Source organism: Bradyrhizobium liaoningense (genome assembly GCF_018130825.1).
GTDB classification, from domain to species: Bacteria; Pseudomonadota; Alphaproteobacteria; order Rhizobiales; family Xanthobacteraceae; genus Bradyrhizobium; species Bradyrhizobium liaoningense_B.
Window position 1 is genome coordinate 1214673 of record NZ_JAFCJS010000001.1, and the last position, 16031, is coordinate 1230703.

General features: G+C 65.6%; 17 protein-coding genes. 13 read left to right on the forward strand and 4 right to left on the reverse strand.

The genetic code is table 11. From position 1 onward, the window contains the following. Positions 1-24: 24 nt before the first annotated feature. The gene (locus JQ603_RS05945; protein WP_212337297.1) at positions 25-840 is read right to left on the reverse strand and encodes a DUF4886 domain-containing protein; all 816 of its coding nucleotides are present in this window, start codon (positions 838-840) and stop codon (positions 25-27) included. 95 nt (positions 841-935) lie between these two features. Next, positions 936-1304: a GFA family protein gene (locus JQ603_RS05950; protein WP_212337299.1), complete on the reverse strand. Its 369-nt coding sequence runs from the start codon at positions 1302-1304 to the stop codon at positions 936-938. 272 nt (positions 1305-1576) lie between these two features. Here JQ603_RS05950 and JQ603_RS05955 point away from each other — a divergent pair, with 272 nt between their 5' ends. The 9 genes from JQ603_RS05955 to JQ603_RS05995 all read left to right on the forward strand — a co-directional run bounded on the left by JQ603_RS05955 (position 1577) and on the right by JQ603_RS05995 (position 8593). After that, on the forward strand, positions 1577-2317 hold the full coding sequence (locus JQ603_RS05955) for a FadR/GntR family transcriptional regulator (RefSeq protein ID WP_212337300.1): 741 nt from the start codon (positions 1577-1579) through the stop codon (positions 2315-2317). 43 nt (positions 2318-2360) lie between these two features. Beyond that, complete coding sequence (locus tag JQ603_RS05960; protein ID WP_212337302.1) at positions 2361-3260, forward strand: NAD(P)-dependent oxidoreductase; 900 nt, start codon at positions 2361-2363, stop codon at positions 3258-3260. 10 nt (positions 3261-3270) lie between these two features. Continuing rightward, positions 3271-3954 (forward strand): amino acid ABC transporter permease, encoded by a 684-nt coding sequence (locus JQ603_RS05965; protein WP_212337304.1) that lies wholly within the window; start codon positions 3271-3273, stop codon positions 3952-3954. 7 nt (positions 3955-3961) lie between these two features. After that, a complete protein-coding gene (locus JQ603_RS05970) occupies positions 3962-4630 on the forward strand; it encodes an amino acid ABC transporter permease (protein ID WP_212337306.1) in 669 nt (222 codons plus the stop codon). A gap of 1 nt (position 4631) precedes the next feature. Further along, positions 4632-5390, forward strand: a complete 759-nt coding sequence (locus tag JQ603_RS05975) for an amino acid ABC transporter ATP-binding protein (protein ID WP_212337308.1) — start codon at positions 4632-4634, stop codon at positions 5388-5390. A gap of 20 nt (positions 5391-5410) precedes the next feature. Beyond that, a complete protein-coding gene (locus JQ603_RS05980; protein ID WP_212337310.1) occupies positions 5411-6205 on the forward strand; it encodes a transporter substrate-binding domain-containing protein in 795 nt (264 codons plus the stop codon). A gap of 68 nt (positions 6206-6273) precedes the next feature. Then, positions 6274-6720 carry a ribose 5-phosphate isomerase B gene (gene rpiB / locus JQ603_RS05985; protein WP_212337312.1) on the forward strand — a complete coding sequence of 149 codons (447 nt, stop codon included), beginning with the start codon at positions 6274-6276 and terminating at the stop codon, positions 6718-6720. Between the two features lie 9 nt (positions 6721-6729). Beyond that, positions 6730-7647, forward strand: a complete 918-nt coding sequence (locus tag JQ603_RS05990; protein WP_212337314.1) for a ribokinase — start codon at positions 6730-6732, stop codon at positions 7645-7647. A gap of 220 nt (positions 7648-7867) precedes the next feature. Then, entirely contained in the window at positions 7868-8593 is a 726-nt protein-coding gene (locus tag JQ603_RS05995) for a sulfite exporter TauE/SafE family protein (protein ID WP_212337316.1), read from the forward strand. Between the two features lie 10 nt (positions 8594-8603). Here JQ603_RS05995 and JQ603_RS06000 read toward each other — a convergent pair whose 3' ends face one another. Then, complete coding sequence (locus JQ603_RS06000; protein ID WP_212337318.1) at positions 8604-10652, reverse strand: putative bifunctional diguanylate cyclase/phosphodiesterase; 2049 nt, start codon at positions 10650-10652, stop codon at positions 8604-8606. Next, positions 10652-11809, reverse strand: a complete 1158-nt coding sequence (locus JQ603_RS06005) for an ABC transporter substrate-binding protein (RefSeq protein ID WP_245003384.1) — start codon at positions 11807-11809, stop codon at positions 10652-10654. Before JQ603_RS06005 ends, JQ603_RS06000 begins: the two co-directional genes overlap by 1 nt. Positions 11810-12016: 207 nt before the next feature. Here JQ603_RS06005 and radA point away from each other — a divergent pair, with 207 nt between their 5' ends. The 4 genes from radA to JQ603_RS06025 all read left to right on the forward strand — a co-directional run bounded on the left by radA (position 12017) and on the right by JQ603_RS06025 (position 15968). After that, positions 12017-13465 (forward strand): DNA repair protein RadA, encoded by a 1449-nt coding sequence (gene radA / locus JQ603_RS06010; protein ID WP_212337322.1) that lies wholly within the window; start codon positions 12017-12019, stop codon positions 13463-13465. Positions 13466-13631: 166 nt separating this feature from the next. After that, the gene (locus JQ603_RS06015) at positions 13632-14261 is read left to right on the forward strand and encodes a CvpA family protein (protein WP_212337324.1); all 630 of its coding nucleotides are present in this window, start codon (positions 13632-13634) and stop codon (positions 14259-14261) included. 42 nt (positions 14262-14303) lie between these two features. Continuing rightward, a complete protein-coding gene (gene purF, locus JQ603_RS06020) occupies positions 14304-15809 on the forward strand; it encodes an amidophosphoribosyltransferase (RefSeq protein WP_212337326.1) in 1506 nt (501 codons plus the stop codon). Positions 15810-15824: 15 nt separating this feature from the next. Further along, on the forward strand, positions 15825-15968 hold the full coding sequence (locus JQ603_RS06025) for a hypothetical protein (protein WP_212337327.1): 144 nt from the start codon (positions 15825-15827) through the stop codon (positions 15966-15968). Positions 15969-16031 lie beyond the last annotated feature (63 nt).

The window sequence follows — 16031 nt, forward strand, 5'->3', positions numbered from 1 at the left end:
ATCCACCCTACGGCCGAGATCGGATCACCGCCCGTAATAGTCCTGCACCGTGTCCCACGCCGCCTTCTGCAGCAGCTGCGTCGTCTCCGCATGCAGCCCCATGTTGTAGGAATTGCCGACCGGCGTGCGGCCGCTCAGCGCGGCGAATGTCACGCACGCGGCCAGATACGTGCCTGCCGGACTCGGATGCCGCTTGTCCGGCGCATAGAGATTGAGCTCGGGCACAAGCTTGCGCACGCGCGCGAAGGCGAGACCGGCGGGAATGACGAGCGCATCATTGGCGTTGCCGGCGAGCGTATAGGCCTCGGCCAACGCTTCCGTCATCTCCGGCTTGTCGGCATAGGCCCAGGACATAAAAAACACCGGCCGCATGTCGTGGGCGCGGACGATCTCGCTGTCCTTCTTCGCGAAGGTCGTGAACGCGTCCTTCAATTGCGGATGGATCGGGCACTGGCTGCAATCCATCATCACGACGGCGTCGTACTGCCTGCCCGGCTTGTTGAAGATCACGACGTTCTGCTCGTCGAAGGAATAGGCGCCGATGCCGGCCGGCCGCAGCAGATTCTCCATGTCGTGCCAGTCGAGGCCGGAGCCGCCGATCGTGACCATGGTGTTGCGATAGGCCGCCTTGTTGGCGGCATCGGCTGCCCGCTCCATGAAGGTGAGATGCCCGGGCATGCCGTTGTTGTAGTAGAAGAAGCTGTTGCCGACGAACAGCGCCGCCTTGGGGAAGTCAGGTCCGAGCGACGTGACCTTCGGCTTGGTCTGCGCCTGTGCATTGAAGCCGGTTGCAACGGCCAGACACATTGCAAGCACCACTCGCGCAAAGAGACGCATCATGGATTTCCTCCCGTTTTTCTAGAGCCGGAAACAAACCAGCTTTTCAAAACGACCTCAAGAGGAGGTCGCGCAGCAGAGAGGCGCGCCTTTCACGCTCACCACAAATTCTTACCGTCGATCATGTTCACCGCCACCGCATCGAGATCGAAATCGTCGAACAGGCGCGCGTTCACCGCGACCTTGGGATTGTCGAAGTCGGGCTTGCCGCTCGACCAGTCCGGCGATTCCGAATATGTGCCGCAGCCGCAATTGGCGCAGAAGTGATGTTTGACCGTGCGGCTGCCCCAGAGATAGGTCGCGACATTGTCCGCCGGTGACAGCAGGCGAAACTGCGCCGGCGTGTAATAGGCCCACAGCGCGCCGCGCTTGGCGCAGAGCGAGCAGGTGCAGCGCGTGACGCCCGAAGGCGCCTCCGTCACCTCGAACACCGTCTCACCGCAATGACAGCTTGCCTCGATCGGCATGACCCGCTCTCCCCGTTTGTCAGGAGATGGTCGTAGCCGGCCGCTGCTGCCAACATGCTGTCAGCAGCAAGGCTCGTCGGCGGCTTCCTTGGTCGGTCCAACAAAAACACGAAAAACAACCCCATGCACAGTAGCCGGCCCTAGGCGATTCAATGCCTTAGCAGCACTTGTTGAAGCCCTCGCCCGCCTCCCGGCCAAGCGACCGAACCCCTTGACCTCGGCCGCTTGGTTAGCATACTGGTCTGACCAAGATCAGACCAAACGGGATTGGGATGGAGCTCAAGCGGACCACTGAGGGCGAAAAAGGGTTCGAGAAGGTGTTCGCCTTCCTGCGCGAGCGCCTGCTTGCGGGCTCGCTCAAGCCGGGCGACCGCCTGATCTCCGAACGCGAGCTGGCAACCCTGCTTGGCGTCAGCCGACCGATCGTCCGCGAGGCGCTGCGCGCCCTCACCGTGCTCGGCATCGTCGAGATCCGCGATCGCATCGGCACCGTGGTGACCCGGCCTGATGTCTCCGTGCTGAACGACTTCTTCACCTTCGCGCTGGCCCAGCAGGCCGACATGCTCGACGACGTCATGCAGGCGCGCGTCGCGATCGAATGCCAGGCGATCCGGCTCGCCTGCGAGCGCGCCAACATTGCCGATTTCGAGCGCCTGCAGCGCGCGCTCGCCAGGATCGGGGAGACGATCGACGAAGCCGATGCCGGCGGCATGGCCGATTTCGAATTCCATCGCGCCATCGTCGTCGCATCGCATTCGGAGACGCTGACGGTGCTGCACTCTTCGATGGCGGGCCTGTTGACGCATTCGCATCGCAGCCGCCGCGAGCTGGTGCAGGCCTTCCCGTCGATGAAGACCTATCTGATCGACGACCACCGCCGCATCTTCGAAGCCGTCATCGCGCGCGATCCCGAGCGCGCGGACGCGACGCTGCGCAAGCATTTTGCCATCGGCGACGAATACCGGCGGCGCGCCGTCGTCGGCGACATCGACAAGACCAGCGCCTCGCGCTGATCGCTGACGAACCAAGAAACTAACCAAGAAACGGATCGATAACATGGGACGGAACGACAAGGGCATTGTCGGCTTCATCGGCATCGGCACGATGGGCCGGGAGATGGTGCGCAACCTGCTCAAGGCCGGCCACGCCGTGCGCGCCTTCGATCTTAACGAGACCGCACTCACCGATAGCGTCAAGGACGGCGCGACGCGCGCCAACAGTCCCGCCGATGCCGCTGAAAGCGCCGACATCGTCATCACCATGCTTCCCGACACGCCGCATGTCGAGGCGACCATTTACGGCGAGCACGGCCTGCTGAAGTCTCCTCCATCAGGCAAGCTCATCGTCGACATGAGCACGATCTCACCGGTCGCGGTCCGCCGCATCCATGCCGACCTGCAGAAGGTCGGCGTCGGCTTCATCGACGCGCCGGTCTCAGGCGGGCCCGTGGGCGCCAAGAACGCGGCGCTCTCGATCATGGCCGGCGGCGATGCGGCTGCCTTCGCGCAGGCCGAGCCGTTCTTCCGCGCGATGGGCACCACCATCACCCATGTCGGCGCGGCAGGCGCCGGCCAGACCGTGAAACTCTGCAATCAGCTGATCTGCGGCATCAACATCCAGGCGATCTGCGAAGCGCTGGCGCTCGGACGCGCTTCGGGCCTCGATCTCAACCTGCTGCGCCATGTGCTGCTCGGCGGCTCCGCCGCCTCCTGGATGCTGGACAAGCTCGGCCCGGCGATGATCGCGGGCGACGTATCCGCCGGCTTCCGGATTGATCTGCAGCTCAAAGACCTGCGCCTGGTGCAGGAGCACGCGCAGGCATTGAACGTGCCGCTGCCCGGCACCGCGCTGGTCACCAGCCAATATGTCGATGCGCGCGCCCATGGCGAAGGCAGCAACGGCAACCAGGCGCTGTTCCGTGTCTATGACCGCATGACCAACCAGACCACCGGCTGAAGCAACGGCGATGAGCCTGCAACTCGACTTTCCCGCAGTGCTGGAGCGTTGGCCGAGTTTTCTCGCCGGCGCCGTCCTCACGCTGGAGCTGGCGGCCTTCGCGACGGTGCTCGGCGCCCTGCTCGGCACGCTCGCGGCGGTCGGGCGCGGCACGCACAACGCGCTGATCGCAGGCGCCTGCAAGGCCTATGTCGAGACCATCCGCAACACGCCGCTCCTGGTGCAGATCTTCCTGGTCTATTTCGGCCTCGCCAGCCTGGGGCTGAAGTTCTCCGCCTTCGCGGTCGCGGTGGCCGCGCTGACCATCAATGTCGGCGCCTACACCGCCGAGATCATGCGCGCCGGCTTCGAGGCGATCCCGCGCGGACAGATCGAGGCGGCCGAAGGGCTGGCGCTGTCGCGGCTCCAGATCTACTGGCACATCATCCTGCTCCCGGCAGTCGAGAAGGTGTATCCGGCGCTGACCAGCCAGTTCGTGCTCTTGATGCTGGCCTCCTCGGTCTGCTCGCAGATCTCGGCCGAGGAGCTCACCGCGGTCGCCAACTACATCCAGTCGGACACCTATCGCGCGTTCGAGACCTACATCATCGTCGCCGTGCTCTACGTCATCCTGTCGCTGGTGATGCGCGCGGGCTTCTGGGGCCTCGGCCTCGTGCTGTTCCCGCGCCGGCGCAAGCTCGGCACGCCGCTGTGAGATGAGCATGGGCGGACATCTCAACATCAATCATCTGATGTTCCTCGGCCAGGGCGCGCTTTGGACCATCGGCCTGTCGGTGATCGCGCTGATCGGCGGTGGCATCGTCGGCTTCGTCATCGCGCTCGCGCGCATCTCGCCGCTGAAGTCGGTGCGGCTCGCCAGCGCAACCTATGTCCAGCTCGTTCAGGGTACGCCGCTGCTCGTCATCCTGTTCCTCGGCTATTTCGGCCTCGCCGCTATCGGCCTCAAGGTCTCGCCGCTCACGGCCGCAAGCGCCTCGCTGACGCTCTACGTCGCCGCCTATCTCGGCGAAATCTGGCGCGGCTGCATCCAGTCCGTGCCGAAGCCGCAATGGGAGGCCGCCGAAGGCCTCGCGCTGACCCGGACCCAGCGCATGATGAAGGTGATCCTGCCGCAGGCGATCCGCATCGCGACGCCGCCGACTGTCGGCTTCATGGTGCAGATCATCAAGAACACCTCGCTCGCCTCGGTGGTCGGCTTCGTCGAGCTGATGCGCTCGGGCCAGATCGTCAACAACTCGCTGTTCGAGCCGTTCGCCATCTACGCCATCATCGCCGTCACCTATTTCGCCATGTGCTATCCGCTGTCGCTGTTCAGCCAGAGGCTGGAGCGGCGGATGGGGCGCGGCAGGTCCAACCTCGCACCGGCCTGACATGCAGCAGAACGCTATCTCCTCCGAACCCATCGTGTCGCTCCGCGACGTGCAGAAGAGCTTCGGCCCGCTCAGGGTGCTCGACGGCGTCTCCTTTGCCGTCGAACGCGGCGAGGTGCTGGCGCTGATCGGCCGCTCCGGCTCCGGCAAGAGCACGGCGCTGCGCTGCATCGACCGTTTCGAGAAGGTCGACGGCGGCGAGATCGTCGTCTGCGGCCACCGCGTCGACCGTCCCGACGTCGACCTGCGCGCATTGCGCCAGGACGTCGGCATCGTGTTCCAGAGCTACAATCTGTTTCCGCATCTCACGATCGAGCAGAACATCACGCTCGCACCTTGCGCGGTGAAGGGCATTGCGACGGCCCAGGCCAGGGATCTCGCGCGAAAAGTGCTGGCGCAGGTCGGGCTCGAGGAGAAGCTGCACGCCTATCCCGAGCAACTCTCCGGCGGCCAGCAGCAGCGCGCGGCGATTGCCCGCTCGCTGGCGATGCAGCCGAAGGTCATGCTGTTCGACGAGGTCACCTCCGCGCTCGATCCCGAGCTCACCGCCGAGGTGCTGAAGGTGATCGAGCAACTCGCGGCCGACGGCATGACCATGGTGATGGTCACCCACGAGATGGGCTTTGCCAAGGGCATCGCCGACCGGATCGTCTTCATGCATCGCGGCAAGGTCCACGAGACCGGACCCGCCTCGATCCTGACGTCGCCGACCACGCCCGAACTCACGCAATTCGTGGGGACGGGAAATCTAAAATCATAACAGGGAGAGGAGAACCAAGAATGACAAATAGGACATTGCTGGGCACCGCCGCCGCGTTGTGCGGCCTCATCATGATGGCGGCCACGCCGGCATCGGCCGATCTGCTCGACGACATCACCCAGGCGAAGAAGATCCGCATCTCGACCGACCTCGCCATCCCGCCCTCGGGCATGATGGACTCGAGCATGAAGCCGACCGGCTCGGATGTGGAAGTTGCGCAGCTGCTCGCCAAGGACTGGGGGCTCGAGCTCGAGTTCATCCAGACCACGGGCGCGACCCGCATCCCCAACGTCCTCACCGGAAAGGCCGACATCATCATCTCGACCCTGTCGGTGACGCCCGAGCGCGCCAAGGTGATCGATTTCACCAAGCGCTATGCGACGCTGCAATCCGACGTCGGCTGCCTGAAGTCGTCGACCGTCAAGGACTGGCCCGACGTGAAGGACAAGTCGATCGGCGTCTCGCGCGGCACCACGCAGGACACCACCCTGTCCAACATGAAGGACAAGGATCTCAAGATCGCCCGCTACGACGACGACGCCACCATGGTGACGGCGGCCGTGTCCGGCCAGGTCGATTGCGTCGGCTCGTCCGCGACGATCATCAACCAGATCGGCGTGAAGAATCCCTCGCGCGTGTTCGAGTCCCGGATTCCGCTGGCGACCTTCGACCTTGCCATCGGCCTGAAGAAGGGCGAGCAGCGCCTGATGGACAAGCTCAACGCCTGGATCACCGAGAACGTCAAGAACGGCAAGCTCAACGCGATCTACAAGAAATTCCACGGCGTCGATCTGCCGGCGGACATGCGTAGCTGAAACCAAGGAGACCCGTGACAGCCGTTTTGCGGCTGTCACGGCCATTGCCAAATCAAGAAGGACATCACATGCGTCTCGTCATCGGATCCGACCACGCCGGCTGGCCGCTCAAACAGACTGTCATCGACCACATCCGCAAGCTCGGCCACGAGATCGTCGACGTCGGCTCCTATGACGACAAGCCAGTGGATTTCCCCGATATCGCGCGGGCGGTGGCGCAGAAGGTGACCTCGGGCGAAGCCGCGCGCGGCATCATGGTCTGCGGCACCGGCGTCGGCGCCTCGATCGCCGCCAACAAGATGAAGGGCATCCGTGCCGCGGTCTGCCACGACGTGCATTCGGCGCATCAGAGCGTCGAGCATGACGATGTGAACGTCATGTGCATCGGCGCGCAGATCGTCGGCGCCTGGCTCGCGGTCGACCTCGTCTCGTCCTACCTCTCTGCCGAGTTCTCCACCGACGAGGATTTCCGCCGCCGCGTCGAGAAGCTGCGCGTCATGGACGAGCAAGGCTGACATCCCCTCATGATCCTGGTGTTCGGGTCGCTCAATATCGATCTGGTCGCGCAGGTCCCGGTCATCCCCGGGCCCGGCCGGACGGTGCTCGCACCGTCCTATCAGACGCATTTCGGCGGCAAGGGCGCCAACCAGGCCGTCGCCGCGGCGCGGATCGCTGGAGCAGGACCGGTCCGGATGGCGGGCCGCGTCGGCCGGGACGGATTTGGCGACAGCGCGATCGAGAACCTCCGGACGAACGGCGTCGACACGACTTTCGTCGTCGGGGGCGACGAGCCCACCGGCTGCGCCTTCATCACGGTTGACCAATCCGGCGAGAACGCAATCACGGTCGCCAGCGGCGCCAACTTGACTGCTAGCGCCGGTGACCTGCCGGCCGAGCTTTTCAGGCCCGACACGGTGCTCGTGCTGCAGATGGAGGTGCCGTTCGCACAGGCGCTGGCAGCGGCGCGTCGGACAAATACGGCTTCCGGGACCGTGATCTGGAATCTCGCGCCGGTCCCGGAGAAGATGACGCGTGAGATGGTGACGGAAATTCTCGCCGTGACCGACTATCTCCTCGTCAACGAGCACGAGGCGCTCGATGCCGCCATGGCCATTGGCCTTGCGACGGTCGATTACGAAGCCGCAGCCGCGGACCTCGCGAAGGCCGGCGACCTCACCTGCATCGTGACCGCCGGCGCGCAAGGTGCCCTGGCTGTCACAGCGGACGGAACCCGTTTGCGCGCGTCCGCCCTGCGCATCACGCCGGTCGACACGACCGGGGCCGGCGACACCTTCGCCGGCGCGTTTGCGGCGATGCTCAGCGAGAAGGTTCCACTGCAAATCGCCCTCCAGGTCGGATGCGAAGCGGCGGCCCAAAAGTGCCTCAAGCCCGGTGCGCAGACTGGCATGCCGACGCGTGGCGCGATCTCATCGCTGACCTAGACGGCCTAAGCATCGCCTTCCAATGTCGTCCCGGCGAAGGCCGGGACCCATACGCCGCAGCAATAGTTTTGCGAAGACCTGGAGTTACCGGTTCGGGCCGCGACTTCGCTCGGGGGGTATGGGTCCCGGCCTTCGCCGGGACGACACCGGGTGTGCAGCAACTGCATTCGCGCACAACGCCTGCCCCGGCTACACTCGCCCGATTCCCGGAGCCCTGCCCTTGGCCTTTCTCTTCGTCCTCACCGTCGGCCTGCTCGCCGGCACCATCTCAGGCATCGTCGGCACCGGCTCGTCGATCATGCTGATGCCGGTGCTGGTCTATGCCTATGGGCCGAAGGAGGCCGTGCCGATCATGGCGGTCGCCTCCGTGATGGCGAATTTCTCGCGGATCCTGGCCTGGTGGCGTGAGGTCGACTGGCGGGCCTGCGCGGCCTATTCGGTCACGGGCATTCCGGCCGCCGCGCTCGGAGCGCGGACGCTGCTGGCCCTGCCCTCGCACGCCGTGGATCTCGCCATCGGCACCTTCCTGATCGTGATGGTGCCGGTGCGGCACTGGCTGGCGCGGCATGACCTCAAGGCCAATCTCTGGCATCTCGCCATCGGCGGCGCGATCATCGGCTATCTCACCGGCATCGTGGTCTCGACCGGCCCGCTCAGCGTGCCGCTGTTCCTGTTCTACGGCCTCTCCAAGGGCGCCTTCCTCGCCACCGAGGCCGCCTCCTCGCTCGGGCTCTATTTCGCAAAGTCCGTGACCTTCGAGCGTTTCGGCGCGCTCACGGGCGACGTCTTCGTCAAAGGCCTGATCGCGGGGGCCTCGCTGATGTCCGGCGCCTTCATCGCAAAGCGCTTCGTGCTGCACCTGAAGCCGGACGTGTTCCGCCTCTTGATGGACGCGATCATGATCGCGGCCGGGCTCTCGATGCTCTGGAACGCGGCGCAGCCGTAACGAACGGCGCTCAGGCGGCGAACTCAGGCGCGATCGACGGGCTGTCGACGCGAACGCGGCCCTCGAGCCCTTGCAGCACAGCCGCGAGCGGCTGTGGCCGGTGGTAGAGATAGCCCTGCCCGAGCGTCACACCCATCTCGCGCATGGCCGCGGCCTGCTCGGCCCGCTCGATGCCTTCGGCAACCAGGGTCAGTCCCAGCGTGCCCGCAAGCGAGGCAATGACGCCGACGATCGCCTTGTCTTCGGCGCTATCGGGAATCTCGCTGATGAACGCCTTGTCGATCTTGACCTTGTCGAGCGGAAAGCGCCTGAGATGAGCGAGCGAAGAGTAGCCGGTGCCGAAATCATCGAGCGCGATCGTGGCTCCGAGCCGCCGCAGGCGATGCAACGTCTCGGAGGCGCTGGCGATATTGTTGATCAGCGAGCCCTCGGTGATCTCGAGCTCGAGCATCGATGCCGCGACATCGAAACGCGCACAGGTCGCGCGCAGCTCGGCGGCAAGCGAATGGTCGGCAAGCTCGGACGGCGGCAGATTGATCGCGATCCTGATATCCGGCCTGCCGGCGGCGGCCAGACGTTGCAGCGCGCGGCAGGCGTCGGTCAGCACATAGCGCGTCAGGCGGGCATTGTTGCCGCTGCGCTCGATCAGCGGCAGGAATTCGCCGGGGCCGATCACGCCATGGTCGGGATGGCGCCAGCGAATGAGCGCCTCGAGGCCGACGACGGCCGCGCTGTCGAGGTCGACCTGGCCCTGATACCAGACCTCGAACTGTCCCTCGGCAAACCCTGCGGGAATGGCAAGCTCGAGCTCCCTGCGGCGGCGGTAGTCGCGCTGCAGCGCTTCGTCCAGCACCGCGACGGTGCCGGGCGCCTTGCTCTTGGCATGGTAGAGCGCGATGTCGGCGAGCGCCGGCAGATGCGACAATTCGGGATCGCCGGCGCGACGGACGGCAAGCCCGATGCTGGCGCGCGGCACCACCTGCTTGTCGTGCAGCCGGATCGGCTCCGAGATCGCATCCAGCAGCTGGCGTGCGAAGGCCTGCGCGGTCGCTTCGTTGCTGACCTCGGGGCGGATCACCACGAATTCGTCGCCGCCGAGCCGCGCGACCCAATCCTGCGGCTCCACCGCCTCGCGAAGACGCTCGGAGATGTGGACCAGGAACCTGTCGCCGGCATCGTGGCCGAAGGTGTCGTTGATGCCCTTGAAGTCGTCGAGGTCGATGAAACAAAAGGCGATCAGCGAGTCCGGCGAACCGGCATCGCCGCTCAGGGTCACCAGGCGCTCGGACAGCGAGCGCCGGTTGGGCAGGCCCGTGAGCGGGTCGTGCGAGGCCATGTGCCCGAGCCGGTCGAGCGCGCCCGACGTCGTGTGCTGCATGGCGTTGAAGGCCTGCGCGAGCTGGCCGAATTCGTTCGACGACCTGATATCGGCCGGATAGGCGCGGCCATCCTGCTTGCTGCGCTGGATCGCCGACATGATCGCGGCGAGCGGCTTGCCGATGAAGATATTGGCCGAGATGCGCATCGCCACCATGGTGGCGAGCGTTGCGAGCAGGCCGACGACGAGAAGCAACATCAGCCGACTGCCGGTGTCGGCATACACGGTCCCATAGGAATAGGCGATCGCGATGCGTCCGGCCTGCACGGCGATGTTGCCGTTACTGTACTTGATCGGGCGCGAGATTTCCGCGACCTGGTCCGCGGGGCGCGCCACCACGCGGGCAATCGCAACGCCGGTGTCGTCATAGACGGCCGCCGCCGCGATGGTCTCGTCGTGCATGATCTCGTTGAGCACGCCCGTGACCTGGTCGTAACGCATCTTCCAGAGCGGCTCGGCGATCAGCTCGGCGCGGCTCTCGGCGGTGCGGGCAATGCGGGCGTCGAGCTGCCGTATCTGCGACCAGAAGTTCGTAGCCTCGACGCCGGCGGAGGCGAGCAATTGCACCAGCAGCAGGACCGGCACGGTGGCCCAGATCATCGCGCGGACCACCGAGCGCAAGCGCCGTGGCGCACCTTGCGCGTTGCGATCCGGATCGGTCATCGCCTCATCCTCGCGCATCAGTCGCCGGCGCCGTCCGGAAGCGCCAGGGACGAGATGAGCGCATCGAGGGAAAAGTCATACTGGCCGCAATGTCCTGCCTTCGCCCTGAACCGCGAGAAATCGATCCGGTCGAAGGCGCGCGTCTTGATGAGGTCGCCGACCGAGCCGAGATTGTCGCGTGTGATCGCGGATGTCTTGACCTCGACCCGGGGCGAAAGGTCGGCGAAATCGCAGCCATCGGCGTAGTCGCGGAGCAGAACGATCGACCAGCCGCCGAGCAGGAAGTGCCCGCCGTCGCTCAACAGCAGACGGCCGGCCTTGATCTCGCGCAGCGCCTCCTCCGACCAGTTGAGGCCGACCACCTCGATGTTGCGGCCGGGCACGAGGCCGGCCGCGCTGATCGCGCGGAGCGCGCCGAGCGCCATCGGATCGTTTCCGGCCCAGATGCCGGCGGGCCGGATCTCCTTGCGCGCAGCCCAGCCCAGATAATTCGCCGTGACCTGCTCGGCCTCGGACTGCGTCCAATTGGCAAACAGCATCCGGTCCACCACCACGTCGGGCGCGGCGTCCGCGGCAAGCTTGAGACCGGCGTTGCGGGCGATCGAGGCCGGCGTGATCTCGTCGCCGCCGATGCCGAGAATGTGAATCTTGCCGTCCGGGCTCTGCCATTTCTCGGCGCGCGCCGTGCTGATCAGCGCGTTCGCCATCCGCGCACCCGCGGTTTGAAGATCGGTCGTGATGTCGCCGAGCCAGGTCTTGAGCTTCTGGCGCGGCGGCCCGAGGCGCACTGCGTCCTCGCCGATCAGCGTGTTCGAGAGCAGCAGCGTCCTGACCCCGGCGGCCTCGGCCGCCTCCAGGATCGGAACGGCGGCGGATTCCTCGTTCGAGAGGATGAGGAAGTCGGGCTTGTCGGCACGCGCGACCACGCCGAGCCCGAGTTCCTGCATGGTGCGGTAATTGCGCTCGCTGGTCAGCACCTCGACTTGCGCATCGAGCTTGCGGCCGGCGACCCGCATGGTCTGGGCGACCATGTCCCAGTAGACTTCACCGGTCTTGCCGGGGCTCACGAAGACGATGTTCAGGGACTTGGCATCAGCCGCCGCGATATGGCCGGCCGACGCCAGGACGCCGCAGGCCATGCCCACGGCGAGCACTATCCGCAAAAATATCGTCATTATTGGCGCCATCCCGTATCGGTTCCGAAATTGGGCCTATGTCCGCTAACATTTGGCAAAGTCCGGCGCGGCGCGGCTTCCTAGAGCTAACAAAGGGTGTATCGGTTGCGATGAATTGCGGTATTGGGCGCCGGGTGAGCAGCCTCAAAGCCCGCCATTCCGTGCTATCAGCAGACCCCTGAAACCTCCGACTCAACCGTCCCCCCGATGGCCAAGAACACGCTTTCCTTCGTCTGCCAGAACTGCGGCGCGGCCTATAACCGCTGGCAGGGCAAGTGCGAGTCCTGCGGTGAGTGGAATACGCTCGCCGAAGAAGACACCAGCGGCAGCGTGCCGGTCTCGATCCGCTCCAAGCGCAAGGGCCGGACGTTTGCGCTCGAGAGCCTTGCCGGCAAGAGCCCGGATGCCCCGCGCCTGTCCTCAGGGATGACCGAGCTCGACCGCGTCACCGGCGGCGGTTTTGTCCGCGGCTCCGTTTTGCTCGTCGGCGGCGATCCCGGCATCGGCAAATCGACATTGCTGACGCAGGCAACCAGCATGATGGCGCGCGCGGGCCATCGCATCGTCTACATCTCCGGCGAAGAGGCGGTGGCGCAGGTGCGGCTGCGTGCCGAGCGGCTCGGGCTTTCGGATGCGCCGGTGCAGCTCGCCGCCGAGACCTCGGTCGAGGACATCGTCTCGACGCTGTCGGAAGGCGCGGTGCCCCGGCTGATCGTGATCGACTCGATCCAGACCATGTGGACCGACACGGTGGAATCCGCGCCCGGCACGGTGACCCAGGTACGCGCCTCGGCGCAGGCCCTGATCCGCTTCGCCAAGAAGACGGGCGCTGCGATCATCCTGGTCGGCCATGTCACCAAGGACGGCCAGATCGCAGGCCCCCGCGTGGTCGAGCACATGGTCGATGCGGTGCTGTCGTTCGAGGGCGAAGGCTCGCAGCAATTCCGCATCCTCCGCGCCGTCAAGAACCGCTTCGGCCCGACCGACGAGATCGGCGTGTTCGAGATGACGGGCTTGGGCTTGCGCGAAGTCACCAACCCGTCCGAGCTGTTCCTGTCCGAGCGCGATCTCGGCACGCCCGGGACCGCAGTCTTCGCGGGCATCGAGGGCACGCGGCCCGTCCTGGTCGAATTGCAGGCACTGGTCGCCCCGACCTCGCTCGGCACCCCGCGCCGCGCCGTGGTCGGCTGGGATCAGAGCCGGCTCTCGATGGTGCTGGCGGTGCTGGAGGCCCATTGCGGGGTCAAGCTGTCCGGCCATGACGTCTATCTGAACGTCGCGGGCGGCCTGCGTATCCACGAGCCAGCGGCCGATATGGCCGCTGCGGCCGCGCTGGTTTCGTCCCTGGTTAATGCGCAGTTACCCACCGATGCGGTCTATTTCGGTGAGATTTCGCTCTCCGGCGTCATCCGCCCGGTGGCGCAGACCCCCGCCCGGCTCAAGGAAGCGGTCAAGCTCGGCTTCAAACGCGCTGTGCTGCCCGAATCGGCCCGTGGCGGCGATGCTGGCGGCGACGCCGGACTGTCCCTGAACGCGGTCAACAGCCTGACCACATTGGTGGCCGAGATCGCAGCCAAGGGCTCCCGCCGGGGCGAATCCGGCGGATCCGCAGAGAAAAATGCCACACCGGCAAGATTCCGCCGTGGAGAGGGGTAGCCGGAGGTGACGTCGGAGGCCCCCGCCGCTATACAGCCGTCACAAAAGCAGCATGGGATTGCGTGGTTGCGGCCTTGCCGGGAACGCCGTCTGCCCCTCTTTTAGGGCGGCGGCCAAACACCGATTCGCTGAGCACCTTTGAAGTACGAGCGGACCAGACCAGCCGATGCCAGTAACACTCCTCGACCTGATCCTGCTCGGTGTGATGCTGATCTCGGGCCTGCTCGCGATGGTCCGCGGCTTCATGCGCGAAATCCTGTCGATCGCGGCCTGGGGCGCCGCCGCGATTGTGACGCTGTACTCGTTCTCGAAGCTGCTGCCGACCGCAAAGACCTATTTCAACAACGACACGGTGGCGAGCGTCGTCGTGGTGGCCGGCGTGTTCGTCGGTACCCTCGTCGTGGTGTCCGTGATCACGGTCCGGATCTCCGACATGATCCTGGATTCGCGTATCGGTGCGCTGGATCGCACCCTCGGCTTCCTGTTTGGCCTCGCTCGCGGGCTTTTGATCGTCGTGGTCGCGTTCCTGTTCTTCACTTGGCTGGTGCCGGACAAGCAGCGCCCGGACTGGGTCACGGGGGCAAAATCCCGTGTCGTGCTCCAGGGAACCGGGGATTGGCTAATGGCCCTCTTGCCTGACGACCCCGAGAACACCATCTTGAAGAGATTCAAGAAAAACAAACCAGATGATGATCAAGCTGATTCCGAGCAGCAGCCTTCGGGCAGTGGCGACGGATACAGTAAATCTGCTCGTGACGGCATGAAGAAGCTGATCGAGAAGCCCGCGGTGCGTTGATAGAGCCCAAGGTTGACTGAACAACAGAGAGGCACGGACGAGATGCGACACCCTGACCAGGACGCCCAACGTGATCTCGGCTCAGCCGCGGTTGAGCTTCAGGACGATCTGGAAGGGGATACGCTGCGCGAGGAGTGCGGCGTCTTCGGCATCTACGGTCACCCCGACGCGGCCGCCATCACCGCGCTCGGCCTCCACGCCCTACAGCACCGCGGCCAGGAAGCCGCCGGCATCGTCTCCTACGACGGCAGCCGCTTTCATTCGGAACGCCGTCTCGGCCTCGTCGGCGATACCTTCTCCCGCCGCGAGGTGATCGACCGCCTGCCCGGCAATGTCGCGGTCGGCCATGTCCGCTACTCCACCACCGGCGCCACCATCCTGCGCAACGTGCAGCCGCTGTTCGCCGAGCTCAACGCCGGCGGCCTTGCGGTCGCCCATAACGGCAACCTCACCAACGGCCTGACCCTGCGCCGCGAGCTCGTGAAGCACGGCGCGATGATGCAGTCGACCACCGACACCGAGGTGATCCTGCACCTGGTCGCGCGCTCCAAGCGCGCCCGCTTCATCGAGCGCTACATCGACGCGCTGCGCGAGATCGAAGGCGCCTATGCGCTGGTTTCGCTCACCAACAAGAAGCTGGTCGGCGCGCGCGACCCGCGCGGCATCCGCCCGCTCGTGCTCGGCGAGCTCGACGGCTGCCCGATCCTGACCTCGGAGACCTGCGCGCTCGACATCATCGGCGCGCGCTTCGTGCGCGACATCGAGCCCGGCGAAGTCATCGTGTTCGACGAGAACGGCCAGGACATCCACAAGCCGTTCCCGCCGATGGCGCCGCGCCCCTGCATCTTCGAATACATCTACTTCTCGCGGCCGGATTCCATCGTCCACGGCCGCTCGGTCTACGAGGTGCGCAAGGCCTTCGGCGCGCAGCTCGCGCGCGAGAGCCACGTGCCGATCGACGTCGTCGTGCCGGTGCCGGATTCCGGCGTGCCCGCCGCGGTCGGCTACAGCCAGTATTCCGGCGTGCCGTTCGAGCTCGGCATCATCCGCAACCACTATGTCGGCCGCACCTTCATCCAGCCGACCCAGGCGATCCGCGAATCCGGCGTGCGCATGAAGCACTCGGCCAACCGCGCCGCGATCGAAGGCAAGCGCATCATCCTGATCGACGACTCCCTGGTGCGCGGCACCACCTCGAAGAAGATCGTGCGCATGATGCGCGATGCCGGCGCCAAGGAAGTCCACTTCCGTCTCGCTTCGCCCCCGATCCTCTACCCCGATTATTACGGCATCGACCTGCCCGACCGCGGCGGCCTGCTCGCGGCGACGCATTCGCTGGAGGAGATGCGCGAGATCATCGGCGCCGACTCGCTCGCCTTCCTGTCGATCGACGGCATGTACCGCGCCATGGGCGAGCCCGGCCGCGACCCCGCCAATCCGAAGTTCTCGGACCACTGCTTCACCGGGGCCTATCCGACCCACCTCACCGACCAGACCCAGACCGAGCCGCAGCCGCGGCAATTGTCCCTGCTGGCGGAAGCGAGCTGACGCAAGGGCACGCCGATGCAGCTGACCATCGCCATTCTCTGCGGAGTGGTGTTGGTCGGCTTTATTGTCTTCGCCTTCAGGCAAGGCATGAAGGTAACCCCCGACGGCTCGGGAAACGGAACCAACAGCGACAATATCCAGTCGGGCGGCGGCAGCTAAGGCGCGCAGAGCAAAATTCCGTCATGGCCGGGCTTGTCCCGGCCGTCCACGCCTGTAAAACCC